The sequence below is a fragment of the Vibrio cyclitrophicus genome (assembly GCF_024347435.1).
Lineage (GTDB): Bacteria > Pseudomonadota > Gammaproteobacteria > Enterobacterales > Vibrionaceae > Vibrio > Vibrio cyclitrophicus.
This window is the reverse complement of record NZ_AP025480.1, coordinates 641,135-658,762: the sequence shown is the minus strand read 5'-3', so window position 1 is coordinate 658,762 and position 17,628 is coordinate 641,135. Positions and strand designations below refer to the sequence as shown.

At 44.8% G+C, this 17,628-nt stretch carries 15 protein-coding genes and 2 tRNA genes; 2 read left to right on the top strand and 15 right to left on the bottom strand.

Annotated elements, in window-relative coordinates; translation table 11 throughout:
• The first annotated feature begins 141 nt into the window (after window positions 1-141).
• A complete protein-coding gene (ubiU, locus tag OCW38_RS03115) occupies window positions 142-1,155 on the top strand; it encodes a ubiquinone anaerobic biosynthesis protein UbiU (RefSeq protein ID WP_016790251.1) in 1,014 nt (337 codons plus the stop codon).
• 18 nt (window positions 1,156-1,173) lie between these two features.
• Window positions 1,174-2,052: a U32 family peptidase gene (locus OCW38_RS03110; RefSeq protein WP_016767826.1), complete on the top strand. Its 879-nt coding sequence runs from the start codon at window positions 1,174-1,176 to the stop codon at window positions 2,050-2,052.
• 86 nt (window positions 2,053-2,138) lie between these two features.
• Here OCW38_RS03110 and OCW38_RS03105 read toward each other — a convergent pair whose 3' ends face one another.
• The 15 genes from OCW38_RS03105 to folP all read right to left on the bottom strand — a co-directional run bounded on the left by OCW38_RS03105 (window position 2,139) and on the right by folP (window position 17,622).
• Entirely contained in the window at window positions 2,139-3,476 is a 1,338-nt protein-coding gene (locus tag OCW38_RS03105; RefSeq protein WP_261895051.1) for an MATE family efflux transporter, read from the bottom strand.
• 86 nt (window positions 3,477-3,562) lie between these two features.
• Window positions 3,563-3,970 carry a MarR family winged helix-turn-helix transcriptional regulator gene (locus OCW38_RS03100; protein WP_010436149.1) on the bottom strand — a complete coding sequence of 136 codons (408 nt, stop codon included), beginning with the start codon at window positions 3,968-3,970 and terminating at the stop codon, window positions 3,563-3,565.
• A 140-nt stretch (window positions 3,971-4,110) separates the two neighbouring features.
• The gene (gene nlpI / locus OCW38_RS03095) at window positions 4,111-5,049 is read right to left on the bottom strand and encodes a lipoprotein NlpI (RefSeq protein ID WP_010436147.1); all 939 of its coding nucleotides are present in this window, start codon (window positions 5,047-5,049) and stop codon (window positions 4,111-4,113) included.
• A gap of 124 nt (window positions 5,050-5,173) precedes the next feature.
• Window positions 5,174-7,294, bottom strand: coding sequence for a polyribonucleotide nucleotidyltransferase (gene pnp / locus OCW38_RS03090; RefSeq protein WP_010436145.1), 2,121 nt, complete (start codon window positions 7,292-7,294; stop codon window positions 5,174-5,176).
• Between the two features lie 379 nt (window positions 7,295-7,673).
• Window positions 7,674-7,943 (bottom strand): 30S ribosomal protein S15, encoded by a 270-nt coding sequence (gene rpsO, locus OCW38_RS03085; protein WP_010436144.1) that lies wholly within the window; start codon window positions 7,941-7,943, stop codon window positions 7,674-7,676.
• A gap of 218 nt (window positions 7,944-8,161) precedes the next feature.
• A complete protein-coding gene (gene truB, locus OCW38_RS03080) occupies window positions 8,162-9,115 on the bottom strand; it encodes a tRNA pseudouridine(55) synthase TruB (protein WP_010436141.1) in 954 nt (317 codons plus the stop codon).
• Window positions 9,115-9,528, bottom strand: coding sequence for a 30S ribosome-binding factor RbfA (gene rbfA / locus OCW38_RS03075; RefSeq protein ID WP_010436137.1), 414 nt, complete (start codon window positions 9,526-9,528; stop codon window positions 9,115-9,117). The genes truB and rbfA overlap by 1 nt, the downstream gene beginning before the upstream one ends.
• A gap of 134 nt (window positions 9,529-9,662) precedes the next feature.
• The gene (gene infB / locus OCW38_RS03070) at window positions 9,663-12,353 is read right to left on the bottom strand and encodes a translation initiation factor IF-2 (RefSeq protein WP_010436135.1); all 2,691 of its coding nucleotides are present in this window, start codon (window positions 12,351-12,353) and stop codon (window positions 9,663-9,665) included.
• A 22-nt stretch (window positions 12,354-12,375) separates the two neighbouring features.
• Window positions 12,376-13,863: a transcription termination factor NusA gene (gene nusA, locus OCW38_RS03065; protein WP_010436132.1), complete on the bottom strand. Its 1,488-nt coding sequence runs from the start codon at window positions 13,861-13,863 to the stop codon at window positions 12,376-12,378.
• Between the two features lie 35 nt (window positions 13,864-13,898).
• Window positions 13,899-14,354 carry a ribosome maturation factor RimP gene (gene rimP / locus OCW38_RS03060; protein WP_004738265.1) on the bottom strand — a complete coding sequence of 152 codons (456 nt, stop codon included), beginning with the start codon at window positions 14,352-14,354 and terminating at the stop codon, window positions 13,899-13,901.
• A gap of 234 nt (window positions 14,355-14,588) precedes the next feature.
• A tRNA-Met gene (locus OCW38_RS03055) sits at window positions 14,589-14,665 on the bottom strand.
• Between the two features lie 53 nt (window positions 14,666-14,718).
• Window positions 14,719-14,803, bottom strand: a tRNA-Leu gene (locus tag OCW38_RS03050).
• A 16-nt stretch (window positions 14,804-14,819) separates the two neighbouring features.
• Window positions 14,820-15,152 carry a preprotein translocase subunit SecG gene (secG, locus tag OCW38_RS03045; protein ID WP_010436124.1) on the bottom strand — a complete coding sequence of 111 codons (333 nt, stop codon included), beginning with the start codon at window positions 15,150-15,152 and terminating at the stop codon, window positions 14,820-14,822.
• Between the two features lie 277 nt (window positions 15,153-15,429).
• A complete protein-coding gene (glmM, locus tag OCW38_RS03040) occupies window positions 15,430-16,770 on the bottom strand; it encodes a phosphoglucosamine mutase (protein WP_261895045.1) in 1,341 nt (446 codons plus the stop codon).
• 21 nt (window positions 16,771-16,791) lie between these two features.
• Entirely contained in the window at window positions 16,792-17,622 is an 831-nt protein-coding gene (folP, locus tag OCW38_RS03035) for a dihydropteroate synthase (protein WP_016767298.1), read from the bottom strand.
• Between the last annotated feature and the right edge of the window lie 6 nt (window positions 17,623-17,628).

Here is a 17,628-nt window from a genome sequence, read left to right as displayed (position 1 = left end):
AACACAAAAAACGGTCACCAGTCAGTACCTCAAACGGAGTAAAAGCAGATTTATCCATCTAAACCTGCCTTACATCAATTCCGTCATTCATAATTCTTCATAAAATGCTCGCCTCAACTTAATTCTACTGGTAGTGAGCAAATGGAACTCTTATGCCCAGCAGGTAACCTACCTGCTTTGAAAACCGCCATTGATTGCGGTGCGGATGCTGTCTATATCGGATTTAAAGACGATACCAATGCCCGACACTTTGCAGGTCTTAATTTTGCGGGTAAGAAGCTCGATCGTGCCGTGCAATACGTGCATGACCGCAACAAGAAAATTCACGTTGCCTTAAATACTTTTGCTCACCCAAATGGCTTCGAACGATGGACTAACGCCGTAGACAACGCCGCAGCACTGGGTGTTGATGCGCTGATCATTGCAGACATCGCGGTGCTCGAATACGCGGCCAATAAATACCCTGACTTAGAACTGCACCTATCAGTTCAAGCTTCTGCAACCAATGCGGCGGCTATCGACTTCTACCACAAGAACTTCAATGTAAAGCGTGTGGTATTGCCTCGCGTATTGTCGATTCATCAGGTCAAACAGCTTTCTCGTAATATCACTTCTGACGTTGACCTTGAAGTATTCGCCTTTGGTAGCTTGTGCATCATGGCAGAAGGCCGTTGTTACCTCTCTTCCTACATGACAGGCGAATCACCCAATACAGTTGGTGCTTGTTCTCCAGCTAAATACGTTCGCTGGCAAGAAACAGAAACCGGCCTAGAGTCTCGCTTGAATGAAATCCTTATCGATAAGTATGAAACAGGTGAGAACGCAGGTTACCCAACGCTGTGTAAGGGTCGTTTTGAAGCGGATATCGATGGTGAACGTAAGCGCTATCACGCACTTGAAGAGCCGACTAGTCTAAACACGCTATCCATGTTGCCTGAGCTTTTCGCGGCCAATGTTGCCTCAGTGAAGATTGAAGGTCGCCAACGCAGCCCTGCTTATGTTGAACAAGTGACTCGTACTTGGCGCGCTGCTATCGATCGCTACTTAGCGAATCCTGAACAATACCAAGTAGAACAAGCTTGGAACGCGACACTGGCAAATGTATCTGAAGGTACACAAACCACGCTTGGCGCTTATCACCGTAAATGGCAATAGAGCCAAATGGAGAACTCAATGAAATACGCATTAGGCCCTCTACTTTATTTTTGGCCAAAACAAGATGTTGAAAGCTTCTATGAGCAAGCGAAATCAAGCTCTGCCGACATCATCTACCTAGGTGAAGCCGTGTGTTCAAAGCGTCGTGAGATGAAAGCAAAACACTGGATGGATATTGCCAAAGAGCTGTCGGCTTCAGGCAAGCAAGTCGTACTTTCCACCATGGCATTGCTAGAAGCACCAAGCGAAGTCAACATCATGAAGAAGTACATTGATAACGGTGACTTTGCGATCGAAGCCAACGACGTGTCTGCGATTCAATTAGCAAGCGAAAGCAAAGTGCCTTTTGTGGTTGGCCCGGCGGTTAATACCTACAACGCACGCACTCTGAACCTGTTCTTGAAACAAGGTATGACGCGTTGGTGTATGCCTGTTGAGCTTTCTCGCGAATGGCTAAGCAACGTAATGACACAGTGCGAAGATCTTAATATCCGTAATAAGTTCGAAGTAGAAGTATTTAGCCACGGCTACCTACCACTTGCTTACTCAGCGCGTTGCTTTACCGCTCGCGCGGAAAACAAAGCCAAAGACGATTGCGAAACTTGTTGTATCAAATACCCAACAGGGCTACAAGTCGAAAGCCAAGAAGGCCAGTCGGTATTTAACCTTAACGGCATTCAGACACAATCGGGCTACTGCTACAACCTAGTTAACGATCTACCGAACATGCATGACCTAGTCGATGTGGTTCGTTTAAGCCCACTCGGCATCGATACCTTCTCTGAAATTAATAACTTCAGAGCGAACGAGCAAGGTCAAAAACCGATGAAAATTGAAAGCCGCCAATGCAACGGTTACTGGCATCAACTCGCAGGTTTAGACGTTAAGAACATCTAGTTCCTTAAATTAGAATAATCAGTAACAGATACAAAAAAGGTCTAGCATTCGCTAGACCTTTTATCATTCAGTTTAAGAAAAACGATCTACGCCGTCGCGGTTTCCAGCGGCGCAGCATCGAGCTTCTTTACGTCTTTGTAGAGCATGATCATAACAACTACACTTAACGCGATATTGGACAATGGATACGCAATCCAGATCCCCGGCACACCGTACAACTTTGGCATAATATACAAGAAAGGTAATTGGATAAGCATGTTACCTATCGTCACAAACATCGCCTTGCTGCCCTTGTTCACAACTTGATAGTAAGCACCCGCTACTACTAAGAAGCCATCAAGAGCCAGTGCAAACATGTGTAGTCGAATACCCAACACGGTGTACTCAACTAGCTGAGGTTCATCTGAGTTAAATACTGACACAAACTCACGTGGGAACGCGTTCAAAAGTAGCACGAACGCAACACCGATCAATACTGAACTCATCATCGCAATCTTAAGTAACTTACGAATGTTCGCTTGATTACGCGCACCATGGTTGTAACTCACTAATGGTTGCATGCCGTTTGCGATGCCTTCAGCAGTGAGGTAGTAAACCGTCACGATGTAGCCCAAAATCGCATAAGCACCAATCATCAACTGGTCGCCATACTGGGAGAACAACGCATTGTGCAGCGCCACCATCATCGAACCATAAGCGTACATAAAGAAGCTTGATGTACCAATCGAGAAGATTTGTGGAATCACATCAAGTTTCAGTCTCAATTCATTCCAGCGTAAACGAAGGTTTGCTCGATGCGAGAAAAAGTAAGCTAAGCCAAGTGCAGTCACTACAAACTGGGCAATCGCTGTTGCTAATGCTGCGCCCATCAACTCCCAACCATATAGAGCGATGAACAGGTAATCGAGTACGATATTAATTACTGCGCCAACGATCATCAGTATCGTTGCTAGATTAGGGCTGTCGTCGTTACGCAGTAAAAACGGCATCGCGATCGAACCCAAAGTGAAGACACTAGCACCAATCAGGATGTGTAAATATTGCAGGCCGAGTTCGTACACACGCCCTTCTGCACCCTGCCAAAATAAGAAATTGTCGGCGAACAAAAACAACACTGCAGAAACAATAGGCGTTATCGCTAGCAACAAGGTTAAACCTGTTGCTAAGATCTGCTTAGCGCCTTGAGTATCTTTTTCACCTTGGTGAATCGAGACAAGCGCCCCCGTACCCACGCCTACTAGCATACCAATACCGAGGATCGACCCAATAACAGGCCACGCGACGTTAATACCCGCAAGTCCATCGGCACCTACATAACGACCAATGAAAATGCCATCTACCACTTGGTAAAGGCCATTAACTAACATAGCTGCTACGGTAGGAATTGTGTATCGCCAGAATTGACGACTAATTGAGTTACTCATTTCTTACTCTACTTTCATTAGTGAGCCACCTATCAATATGACGCGACTCAAATTAGTTAACAAGGCTAACTAAATATCTAAATTGTTTACTTCAAAGCTTTGTATAACAGCTGGTTTAATTGTAAGGATTCCTGTTCAGACAAACGACTTTCTAATATTTGTGCCATTACCTGGTAGATCTTACTCTCTTCTTCCAACCCCACTTCTGCCTTATCGGTCAAAATGACCAATTTAGATCTCGCATCCTCAAGCGAAGCTTTGCGTTCGACGAGGCCTTTTCTTTCTAACCTTTGAACCATGGTAGTCGCTGAAGGTTTAGTAACCTGCATCTCAACCGCAAGATCTGTTAGCCTAATAGGTTCTGGCGACGCCTGAATGACCTTCAAATAATCGTACTCATTGAAGCTCAATTGACAGATAGGATCTTCATTAACTTGAGTTCGCCATATCTTAGAGGCGAAGCGTTCAATCTTTTCTAAATTCTGGTTCAGCATACTTACCCAATCAAAGCATTGCATTTAGTTAGCAAGGCTAACTATTTTAATACTGTGTAATTAAAAAGCAATCGAAATGAAATAGGACATATAAAAAAACCGCTGACAGGCAGCGGCTTCTTAAATTTCTAATATGTATTTTATTTAGCTTTGGCTTCTTCTTCAGCTTCTGCCAGTTTAGCGGCTGCTAGTTTAGACTGCGCCAAATGTTCTGCTTTAAGCGTGCTAAAGATACGGCTTAACTCTAGGAATGAATAGCGATGTTCAACGTATTCATATACGTTAAAAGATACCGCTAGCTTGTACAAAGAGATCGCATTCGCGTAATCACCATTCATGTGGTAGCGCTTAGCAAGGTAGAAGTAAGTCTCTGTTAGGCGCTGTGCAAGTAACGTGTTATCACGAGTACCCGTTAAGATCGCCTTAAAAGCCTGCTCTTCAGTAATATCGTCAAGCATGATCGCAACTAATACCCATCCCCACTGCTCATCACGGCTCTCGTAACGCTTTTGCAAATCAAGCTTGGCTTGCTCTGGAGTGAGTTCATGCTGAATGATATAAAGCCACAGAGCGCGAAACGGATCGCTAGGATCATCGGCGTAGTGCTTCATCATCTCTTCATTGGCTAAATCATAGCGCTCGCCATAGTAGAGTGCGATAGAGCGATTTCGTTCTGCATATGAGTTTGCAGGATCAAGCTCTAACGTCGAATCAAAAGACTCATAAGCGGCATCAAACTCCCCTACTTGCGTAAAGTAAACACCCAAAAGGTTGAAGATATCAGGTTGAGCGGGGTTCAATGAAAGAGACTGATTGAAATCAAGACGTGCTAAATCACGCAGGCCAACGCTGTCGTAGTAGTTACCACGTTCAAACAGCATTTTAGCTCGAACTTCATCGTTCAGATCTGGGCGCTGTAATAACTGACTAAGGCGTGCAATTTGAACTTCTTGTTGAACACTTGGTTGCAGTGGCACTGCCATTGGTGGATAAACCCAACGAGAGGTGTTATCTGATGTTGTCGCACAACCAGTTAGTACAAGCAGTAAACACATACTCGCGGTTTGAAACCATTTCACAAATAATTACTCCTGTTATGACCGCAATAAAAAAGGGGAGCGATATGCTCCCCTTTATAACATGCTTTTTTACCAATGGGTTAGAAATCACTAAAAAGCGATATTCCCATCAATACGCTAAGAATTACTCAGCAGCAGGTGCTTCGCCTTCAGCTGGTGTTTCAACTGCTTCTTTCATGCTTAGACGTACACGGCCTTGACGGTCAATTTCAAGAACCTTAACAGGTACTTCTTGACCTTCAGTTAGGTAGTCAGACACTTTCTCAACGCGCTTGTCAGCGATTTGAGAGATGTGTACTAGACCATCTTTACCTGGAAGGATAGTAACGAATGCACCGAAGTCAGCTAGACGAGCAACTTTACCTTGGTAAATGCGGCCAACTTCAACTTCAGCAGTGATCTCTTCGATACGACGGATAGCTTCTTTAGCAGCTGCGCCTTCAGTAGCAGCAATCTTAATCGTGCCATCGTCTTCGATTTCGATTGTAGTACCTGTTTCTTCACAAAGAGCACGGATAACTGCGCCACCTTTACCGATAACATCTTTGATCTTATCAGAGCTGATTTTCATTGTGTGGATACGTGGAGCGAATTCAGAGATATCTTCACGAGCACCAGAGATAGCTTCATCCATTACAGAAAGGATGTGCTTACGTGCACCTTGCGCTTGGTTAAGAGCAATTTGCATGATCTCTTTAGTGATACCTTCGATCTTGATGTCCATTTGAAGTGCAGTGATACCAGCATTAGTACCTGCTACTTTAAAGTCCATGTCGCCTAGGTGATCTTCGTCGCCAAGAATGTCAGAAAGAACAACGAAATCGTCGCCTTCTTTAACAAGACCCATTGCGATACCCGCAACAGAAGCTTTGATTGGAACACCAGCATCCATAAGCGCTAGAGATGTACCACATACAGAAGCCATTGAAGAAGAACCGTTAGATTCTGTGATTTCCGATACAACACGAACTGTGTATGGGAATTCATCAACAGAAGGCATTACAGCTTGGATACCACGTTTAGCAAGCTTACCGTGACCAATTTCACGACGCTTAGGAGAACCAACGAAACCAGTTTCACCTACACAGTATGGAGGGAAGTTGTAGTGTAGAAGGAAGTTGTCTTTCTTCTCACCCATTAGGCTATCGATGATTTGTGCATCACGTTGTGTACCAAGCGTTGCAGTAACAAGTGCTTGAGTTTCACCACGAGTGAATAGAGAAGAACCGTGTGTACGTGGAAGAACACCAGTACGTACGTCTAGCGCACGAACCATGTCTTTTTCACGGCCATCGATACGTGGGTTGCCAGCAATGATGCGGCTACGTACTACGTTTTTCTCTAGAGAACCAAGCATGCCGCGGATTTCGCGCTCATCTAGGTTTTCGTCTTGTGCAATTAGAGTTTCAACAACGTCGTTCTTAATTGCGCCAACTTGCTCGTAACGAGCCATTTTCTCAGTGATCTGGTACGCGTCAGATAGACGAGTTTCAGCTTGCTCAGCAACTTTAGCTTTAAGCTCAGTGTTAACTGCTGGCGCTTCCCAGTTCCAAGATGGAGTTGCAACTTCAGCAGCAAACTCGTTGATCGCTTTAATTACAACTTGTTGTTGGTCGTGACCGAAAACAACAGCTGAAAGCATCTCTTCTTCAGATAGGTTATCTGCTTCAGATTCAACCATTAGCACTGCGCCTTCTGTACCAGACACAACTAGGTCTAGTTTAGAGTTTTCAAGCTCAGTATTTGATGGGTTAAGAACAAGTTCGCCATCGATGTGGCCAACACGTGCAGCACCGATAGGACCATTGAATGGTGCACCAGAGATAGCAAGTGCAGCAGACGTTGCGATCATAGTGATCATGTCTGGGTTTACGTCAGGGTTGATAGATACAACCGTAGCGATAACTTGAACTTCGTTTTTGAACGCACTTGGGAAAAGTGGGCGAATTGGACGGTCAATCAGACGAGCTGTTAGTGTTTCGCCTTCAGAAGGACGACCTTCACGCTTAAAGAAGCCACCAGGGATTTTACCCGCAGCGTATGTACGCTCTTGGTAGTTAACTGTTAGAGGGAAGAAATCTTGACCTGCAACAGCTTCTTTCTTAGCAACAACAGAAACGAATACTGATGTATCGTCCATAGTTGCCATTACAGCAGCAGTAGCTTGACGTGCGATTACGCCCGTTTCTAGAGTAACGGTGTGATTACCGTACTGGAACGATTTTACAACTGGTTTTTCAAACATTGTATATCCTTAGCTCTAAAGTCATGACTTTAGATTAAGTGAATAATGACTCAAGATATTACCAATCGCGACTAGTGAAAAGGGACTCGAGATAGTGCTTCTTTGTATGAATTCATACGCCGAATTAGGACCAAATCCGCCTTTGAATAGTCGCGACCTATTGGCCGACATCTGTGACTGTAATCTCTTGAGAAGGTTGATTGCCAAACGTGAAAACGCTATAGGCGGGCGTAGTATAAACTATTTTTATTAGGAGATATATTTCCTATCAGAAAAAGCCAGGTGATATTCTAAGCATCCGGTCTGCCATTTTCTTACAGGCACAAAAAAAGGAGCATAAATGCTCCTTTTCTTCAAACTGTCTTTGCAGACATCGCTATTAGCGACGTAGGCCTAGACGCTTGATTAGGTCTTGGTAACGAGCAAGGTTTTTGCCTTTCAAGTAATCAAGAAGCTTACGACGGCTAGAAACCATACGTAGTAGACCACGACGGCTGTGGTGATCGTGCTTGTGTGCTTTGAAGTGACCTTGTAGGTGGTTGATAGAAGCAGTAAGTAGTGCTACTTGTACTTCTGGTGAACCTGTGTCGCCTTCAGATTGTGCGTATTCTGCAACGATTGCTGCTTTAGTTTCTGCATTCAGAGACATAATTCTCTCCTGATAAGAGTAAGTTTATATTTGTAGCAGCCAATCTCTGATTCAGCCGCTACGCGAGCCGAGGATTATAGGGAAGTTTATGAATTGGTGCAATAACAATCGAACGCCTTAAAACGAAAAAAGCGAACCACTGAATGAAAGGGCTCGCTTTCTTTATCAATTGTTGGCCCTTAAGGACGAACGACTAATATTCTGACTCGATTTAAACGCTACGCTTGTGGCTCTTCATCTCTGAAAACCACCAAGCGCTTAGGTGCAACTCGGCCATCTTCTGCAATCTGAGCAACGCCAACAAACAGCTTTTCTTCACCACTTGTCATACGAACCGTGCCTTCAGTTGGTGCACCAGAAACCTGAACTGGCATGCCGTGCTGAACTAGGTCAGTCAGTTCCGCGTTCAAATTCACTTCTGGTAAGTCTTCTACGGCAGTGTCCATTGGCATCAGAAGTGGATCAAGCAGCTCTTTTGGTGCAATTTCTTGCGCTTGTGCTTGCTCTAGGATCTCGTTTAACTGCTCCAAAGTCACCATACGTTCATAAGGGTACTTTGCTACACCAGTACGACGAAGCATTGTCACGTGAGCACCACAACCTAGCATTTCACCAAGGTCATCGGTAATTGTGCGAATGTAAGTGCCTTTCGAACAATGCACTTCCATTTCAACTTCATCACCCTCAAAGCGAAGCAATTCAATAGAGTACACAGTGATCTTACGAGACTCTCGAGGTACTTCAATACCTGCGCGAGCGTATTCGTACAAAGGCTTACCTTGATACTTCAATGCCGAGAACATTGATGGGATCTGGTCGGTTTCACCCTTAAAGCTTGCAATGCAACGTTCAAGTTGTTCTTGAGTCACATTCACTTCACGAGTTTCAACCACTTCACCATCAGAGTCAGAGGTGTTGGTACGCTCACCAAGCTTAGCGATTACTACGTAGCGCTTATCAGAATCTAGAAGAAACTGAGAAAACTTCGTTGCTTCACCAAGACAAATTGGCAGCATGCCAGTCGCAAGAGGATCCAGAGCACCTGTGTGCCCTGCCTTCTCTGCAAAGTAAATACGCTTTACTTTTTGCAGTGCATCATTAGATGAAATACCAGTAGGCTTATCTAACAGAATTACCCCGTTAATAGGGCGACCTTTACGACGGCGAGCCATTACTCTTCGTCCTTAGACTGAATTTCGTCAGTGCGGCCAGCTTCTTGCTGCTTACGCTTATCGTCGCTTAGAACTTCACTCACTAGGTTAGACATACGCATGCCTTCTACCAATGTGTTGTCGTAAGTAAAACGTACTTCAGGCGTTAGACGGTGGCGAATACGCTTACCAAGAGCCATACGAACTGGCACTTCATGCTCTTTAAGAGCAGCAAGGCACGATTCAGGCGTTTGCTCGCCGATACATAGGAAAGTAACGAATACTTTTGCGTATGCAAGGTCACGAGACACTTCTACGTCTGAGATCGTTACCATACCAATACGTGAGTCACGAACTTCACGTTGTAGGATAAGGGCAAGCTCTTTTTGAAGCTGCTGAGACACACGCTGTGTGCGGCTAAATTCTTTTGACATTTTCTTTTCTCACTTAGAAAGATGGGGGGCTTGGTAATTACCAGCCCCCCATGGTGTATTCAACAACCGATTACTTATTACCATTACTAGTAATGTTAGTAACCTTAGTCAATATGTCGAGTCGTACTGACTGATTAGTCTAGAGTACGTTTAACTTCAACAATTTCGAATACTTCGATCTGGTCACCAACGCGAACGTCGTTGTAGTTCTTAACGCCGACACCACACTCGTAACCATTTTTAACTTCTTGAACGTCATCTTTAAAGCGACGAAGTGACTCTAGTTCACCTTCGTAGATAACAACGTTTTCACGAAGTACACGGATTGGGTTGCTACGCTTAATTGTACCTTCAGTAACAATACAACCAGCGATTGCGCCAAGCTTAGGTGACTTAAATACGTCACGAACTTGTGCAAGACCAATGATCTCTTGACGGAATTCAGGAGCAAGCATACCGCCCATCGCCTGTTTAACTTCGTCAATCAGTTGGTAGATGATTGAGTAGTAACGTAGATCTAGGTTTTCGTTCTGAACCGTACTACGCGCAGTTGCGTCAGCACGAACGTTGAAACCAAGGATGATAGCGTTAGAAGCCGCTGCAAGCGTTGCATCAGTTTCAGTGATACCACCAACACCAGAGCCTACGATGTTCACTTTAACTTCGTCAGTTGACAGTTTCAGTAGAGAATCAGCAATCGCTTCTACAGAACCTTGAACGTCAGCTTTAAGTACAACGTTAAGTTCAGCAACTTCACCAGCCGTCATGTTCGCGAACATGTTCTCTAGTTTCGCTTTTTGTTGGCGAGCTAGTTTAACATCACGGAATTTACCTTGACGGTAGTTTGCAACTTCACGCGCTTTACGCTCATCACGTACAACAGTCGCTTCGTCACCTGAAGCAGGAACGCCAGAAAGACCTAGAATTTCTACAGGGATAGATGGACCTGCAGTTTCAATGTCTTTACCGTTTTCATCACGCATTGCACGAACACGACCGTACTCTTGACCACAAAGAACGATATCGCCTTTGTTTAGAGTACCAGACTGTACTAGTACTGTTGCAACTGGACCACGACCTTTATCAAGACGAGATTCAACAACAACACCAGATGCCATGCCTTCTTTAACTGCTGTAAGCTCAAGAACTTCAGACTGAAGAAGGATTGCTTCTAGAAGACCATCGATGTTTGTACCCTGTTTTGCAGAGATGTGAACGAAGATGTTCTCGCCGCCCCATTCTTCAGGGATAACGTCGTATTGAGCTAGCTCATTCTTAACGTTGTCTGGGTTTGCACCCTCTTTATCGATCTTGTTCACAGCAACAATCAGAGGAACACCTGCCGCTTTCGCGTGCTGGATTGCTTCGATTGTTTGTGGCATTACGCCATCGTCTGCTGCTACTACTAGGACAACGATATCTGTCGCTTGAGCACCACGAGCACGCATAGCGGTAAACGCCGCGTGTCCAGGAGTATCAAGGAACGTGATCATGCCGTTATCAGTATCTACGTGGTAAGCACCAATGTGCTGCGTGATACCGCCAGCTTCGCCAGAAGCAACGTGTGCTTTACGAATGTAATCAAGTGTTGAAGTTTTACCGTGGTCAACGTGACCCATGATAGTAACAACAGGAGCACGACCCTCAGCCGTTGCATTGTTGTCACGGTCAGCTAGTACCGCTTCTTCAAGTTCGTTTTCTTTACGTAGGATAACCTTGTGGCCCATTTCTTCAGCAACAAGTTGTGCTGTTTCTTGGTCAATCACTTGGTTGATAGTCGCCATAGCGCCCATCTTCATCATTACTTTGATAACTTCAGTTGCTTTAACTGACATTTTGCTCGCCAGTTCAGAAACAACGATAGTTTCGCCGATAGCAACGTCAGATTTAGCAACCGTCGCTGACTTATCGAAGCCTTGCTGCATTGAAGTTGGTTTAGCAAGCTTACCTTTACCGCCACGACCACGTTGGTTACGACCGCCACGGTTGTTTGCTGGTTGGTTAGCAGGAGCTGCTTTCTTCTTGCGACGACGAGGTGCTTTCTCGTCTTTCTTATCTGCCGCATCTTCAGCTTCACGAGCGTAAGTAGAAGTAGTCACATGGTAATCCGCAGATTTCTCTTGCTCTTTCTTCTTCTTCTCTTCTTCAGACCAACGTTCTTGGTTCTCTTCAGCTAACTTACGAGCTTCTTCAACAAGCTTAGCTGCTTCAGCTTCTGCTTTACGAGTTGCTTCTTGCTCTTGACGAGCTTTAAGTTCATCCGCTTCTTTTTTCGCTTGTGCGTTAGCGTCTGCATTTTTTGAATTCATGTCTTTTTTAGCCTTTTCAGCTTGTGCGCGTTGAGCCTTCTCTTCAGCATCACGTTTTGCATCCGCTTCACGTGTTACTTTTTCTTCGGCTTCGCGCTGTGCTTTCTCTGCAGCATCACGTTTCGCTTGCTCTTCAGCATCGCGTTGTGCTTTCTCTTCCGCTTCACGATTAGCTAGTTCCTCAGCTTCACGTTTCGCTTCATCTTCAATAGTGCTGCGCTTCACGTAAGTACGTTTTTTACGTACCTCTACTTGAACATCCTTACTCTTACCGCCTCCAGCAGCAACACTTAACGTGCTGCGGGTCTTGCGCTGAAGAGTTAAACGAGTCGGTTCTGTTTCACCAGAAGTATCACCATGCTCCTTTTTTAGGTGCGTTAGCAATGTTTGCTTCTCTGAATCAGTCACTTGATCCGACCCTGATTTCTTCATGCCTGCATCAGCAAGTTGTTCAATTAAGCGGTCAACTGGCGTACCAATCTCTTCACTCAGTGCTTTAACTGTTAATTGTGTCATACCGCTTTCTCTCCTTGCTGAATTATTCTTCGTCGCCGAACCAACAGATGTTACGCGCAGCCATAATTAGCTCGCCTGCACGCTCTGCAGTTAGGTCTTCGATGCCTTCTAGTTCATCAACGCCTTGGTCAGCTAGGTCTTCCAATGTCGCAACGCCTTTTGCTGCTAGCTTGTAAGCCATTTCACGCTCAAGACCTTCAAGTGCAAGTAAGTCTTCAGCAGGCTCAACACCGTCGAAAGTTTCTTCTTTCGCTAGCGCTAGAGTAGTCAGTGCGTCTTTTGCGCGGTTACGTAGTTCTTCAACGATACCTTCGTCTAGACCGTCTACTTCAAGAAGCTCGTTCACAGGAACGTATGCTACTTCTTCAAGCGTAGAGAAGCCTTCTTCAACAAGCATTTGAGCAAAGTCTTCTTCGATGTCTAGGTGCTTCATGAAGTTTTCAATAGAAGCAACAGCTTCTTCTTGGTGCTTCTTCTCGAGATCAGCAACAGTCATCACGTTCAGTTCCCAACCAGTTAGTTGAGAAGCTAGACGTACGTTTTGACCACTACGTCCAATCGCTTGTGCTAGGTTATCCGCTTCAACAGCGATATCCATAGAGTGTGCATCTTCATCAACGATGATAGATGCAACGTCAGCAGGAGCCATAGCGTTGATTACGAATTGAGCCGGGTTATCGTCCCAAAGAACGATATCGATACGCTCACCGCCAAGATCGTTAGAAACAGCTTGTACACGAGCACCACGCATACCAACACACGCACCAACAGGATCGATACGTTTGTCGTTTGTTTTCACAGCGATTTTAGCACGAGAACCAGCGTCACGTGCAGCACCTTTAAGTTCAATTAGCTCTTCACCAATCTCAGGCACTTCAACACGGAATAACTCAGCTAGCATTTCTGGCTTCGAACGAGTAACAAAAAGCTGGAAACCACGAGCTTCTGGTTTAACTGCGTAAAGAAGACCACGAACACGGTCACCTGGACGGAAGTTTTCACGAGGAAGTTGGTCATCACGAAGGATTACCGCTTCAGCGTTGTTACCTAGGTCTAGAATAACGGTATCACGGTTAACTTTCTTAACTGCACCAGTTACTAGCTCGCCTTCGTTATCAATAAACTGTTCAACGATTTGAGCGCGTTCAGCTTCACGTACTTTCTGTACGATAACTTGCTTAGCCGTTTGAGTCGTAATACGGTCAAACGTTACTGATTCGATATCATCTTCAATGAAACCGCCAAGTTCGATCTCTGGGTCATCGTACTTTGCAGCTTCAATAGAGATTTCTTTTGTTGGGAATTCAACTTCCTCAACAGCTTCCCAACGACGGAAAGTTTCGAAATCACCCGTTTTACGGTCGATTTCAACACGAACTTCGATTTCTAATTCGCTTTTCTTTTTTGTTGCCGTTGCAAGCGCGATTTCAAGCGCTTCAAAAATACGCTCACGAGGAACTGCTTTCTCATTAGAAACAGCTTCTACTACCGCCAAAATTTCTTTGTTCATTAATCTAGCCTCTTAAGCTCTTCTCTCTAGGAGAACTAAAATTTAGGGATCAGGTTAGCTTTCGCAATATTGCTAAGGACGAATTCTTCTTCTTGTCCTTCAACCAATACTTTTACTGTCTCGCCTTCGATAGATTGGATATCACCTTTCCATTTACGACGGTTGCCGACAGCCATTTTCAAAACGATGCTTACCTCGTGACCAATAAATTGTTGGTAATGCTCTGCTTTGAACAGTGGTCTCTCTAAACCTGGTGAAGACACTTCAAGGTTATAAGCCACTGAAATTGGATCTTCAACGTCCATTACGGCACTTACTTGGTGACTAACTTCAGCGCAATCATCTACATTGATACCATTTGGTGAATCGATGTAAATACGTAGCGTTGAGTGCTCACCAGCACGAATAAATTCTAATCCAACTAACTCATAACCCGATGCTGCTACTGGAGCGTCAAGCATTTCAGTAAGTTGTCTTTCTAAACCAGTCATTTAACCACTCCAGAAACAAAAAAAGGGCTCAAAGCCCAATTTAAATTCCAAGCAAACATTATCTAAACGCATTTACAAATGCTTAGATAACAAAAAACCCCGTATAAGCCGGGGTTTTTGTTGCTGGACCCTTATATGTTAAGTGCCATCATATTTGATATCACACTTAACTCACAGTGAGGTTCACACTGTGCAAACTTGCTACCAATACAAGCTATATAATAGCATTGAAATTGGTTGCGGGAGCCGGATTTGAACCGACGACCTTCGGGTTATGAGCCCGACGAGCTACCAAACTGCTCCATCCCGCGTCCGACTTGCGAGCATTATACGCCCAACAAGATGTTTTACAAGTTTGTAAACATGGTGCCGAGAGAGGGACTCGAACCCTCACACCCTAAGGCACTAGCACCTCATGCTAGCGTGTCTACCAATTTCACCATCTCGGCATCAAATCTTTACAGCTTATTGTGGAATTTCGTCGCCTTGCGCCGGAATTTCACTCGCTGCATCATCAGCTTGCTGAATTACCTGACCTTGAGTCGGGTCAATCCATTGTGACTCAGTCTTATGTGTAGACATATTACCAAGCACTAAGCTAAGGATAAAAAATGTAGTTGCAAAAACTGCAGTCATTCGGGTAAGGAAATTTCCTGAGCCACCAGCACCAAACACAGTGTTTGAAGCGCCAGCACCGAAAGAGGCTCCCATATCTGCGCCTTTACCTTGTTGAATCAACACTAGGCCAATTACACCAAGCGCTGCCAACAGGTAAATCACAAGTAGAACTGTAAACATTTTTCCACCTATGTTCCTAATTGTTGAGCCAGCGCCGTTCAAAAAACTATTTTTAAGAACAAGGCTAGCGACCTCCTAACTGAAGGCCGAGCAATACTAGCGAATGAGGCGATGGCTGACAAGGAGAATTTGCTAAAAAATAAGCCTTTACCAAGTGAGTGGTCAAAAAAAGGTCAAAAGCGACACAAAACTCATTTTCGCCTCTTTTGACCGTTCTGTAACTCAACCAATCCTAATAACAGGTACATATCATTGCACCTGCTAAATAAAGACTAAATTAGCAGTTTGCTTTTACTGCATCAGCAATTTTAAGTGCCGAAGATTGAACTAACTCAGCGTCTTCGCCTTCTACCATTACGCGCAATAGTGGCTCTGTGCCAGATTTACGTAATAGCACACGGCCTTTCTCGCCAAGTTCCGCTTCCACTTCAACCACAGTCGCTTTAACCGCCTCTGCTTCTAGTGGGTTTGAATCTCCGCTGAAGCGAACATTTTCTAGGACTTGAGGGTATAACGTCATACCTTGAGAAAGTTCATTCAATGTCATTTCACTATCGACTACCGAAGCCAGAACTTGCAGAGCAGCAACAATAGCATCGCCCGTCGTTACTTTGTCTAATAGGATAACGTGACCCGAATTTTCTGCACCGATCTTCCAGCCTTTAGCAAGAAGTTGCTCCATTACGTAACGGTCACCAACAGCAGCGCGAACAAACGGAATACCTAACTGCTTAAGGCCGCTTTCCATACCAAGGTTCGTCATTAGTGTACCAACTACGCCACCTTTCAATTCACCACGACGCAGTGCATCACGAGCAATGATGTAAGCGATCTGGTCGCCATCAACCTTGTTCCCTAGCTCATCAACCATGATGATACGATCACCATCACCATCAAAACCAAGGCCTAATGCTGCATTTTCTGCAAGCACTTTCGCTTGCAGAGCACGTACATCCGTTGCGCCTACTTCGTGGTTGATGTTAGTACCATTTGGCTCAACACCAATCGCAATAACTTCAGCTCCTAGCTCTCTGAATACAGCGGGAGCAATGTGGTAAGTCGCACCATGGGCACAATCAACAACAATCTTCATTCCTGCAAGCGTCATCTGATTTGGGAACGTGCTTTTACAAAACTCAATATAACGGCCAGCCGCATCGTTTAAACGTACCGCCTTACCAAGTTCAAATGAATCAACACATTCGATGTCTTTATCCAGTTCCGCTTCAATCGCTAGCTCGATATCGTCTGGCAATTTAGTCCCCTCTGAAGAGAAAAACTTGATGCCATTATCGTAGTAAGGATTATGCGATGCAGAGATAACAATCCCCGCCTCAGCACGGAAAGTTTGCGTTAGATAAGCAACAGCCGGTGTCGGCATTGGCCCCGTAAACGTAGCCTGAAGACCCGCAGCAGCTAAGCCAGCTTCTAAAGCAGACTCAAGCATGTAGCCAGAGATGCGAGTATCTTTACCGATAATCACTTTCTTTGTGCCTTGTTTAGCAAGAACACGACCCGCAGCCCAGCCAAGCTTCAGAACAAAATCAGGTGTAATCGGGTACTGGCCTACTTTGCCACGCACACCATCAGTGCCGAAGTAACGTCTTTTATCAGACATGTTGATTTTCCTTAATTATGATTAGTGATTGTTATTCATCACTTCGATTATCTTCATCGCTTCCAACGTATCTTCGACGTCATGAACACGAATAATTTGTGCACCTTTCATTGCTGCAATGGTCGCACAAGTAACACTGGCGACCATGCAGTCCGCAGGAGCTTTGTCTAATAGCTTAAAAATCATCGATTTTCTCGACATCCCCGCCAAGACAGGTAACCCAAGCGTGTGAAATTTTTCAAGGTGCGCTAATAGGCGGTAATTATGCTCAATGGTTTTACCAAAACCAAAACCGGGATCCAGAATCAACTGCTCTTTTGATATCCCTACAGCCTCACAAGCTTCAACCCTTTCTTGTAAGAAAGCTTCTACATCCGTTAGAACATCGTCGTAACTAGGATTCGCTTGCATAGTTCTTGGCTGACCTTTCATGTGCATCAGGCAAACCGGAACCTTCGCATCAGCGGCAGCTTCTAAAGCACCGGGCTCTTGTAAAGCTCGCACATCATTGATCAAATCAGCACCAGCTTCAACCGCTTGACGCATCACTTCAGCTTTACTGGTATCGATAGAAATCCAGACATCAAATCTAGCTCGAATAGCTTTAATAGCAGGAATAACTCGAGATAATTCTTCTTCTAAGGCAACCTCAGGAGCGCCAGGACGAGTCGACTCACCACCAATGTCAATGATGCTAACACCAGCTTGAATCATTCGTTCAGCTTGTAACAAAGCATTGTCTAATGAACTAAATTTACCACCATCAGAGAAAGAGTCAGGCGTGACATTGAGAATACCCATTACATGTGGGCGGTCTAAAACGAGCGTTTTATTGTGTGCTTTTAATATCATGGAAGG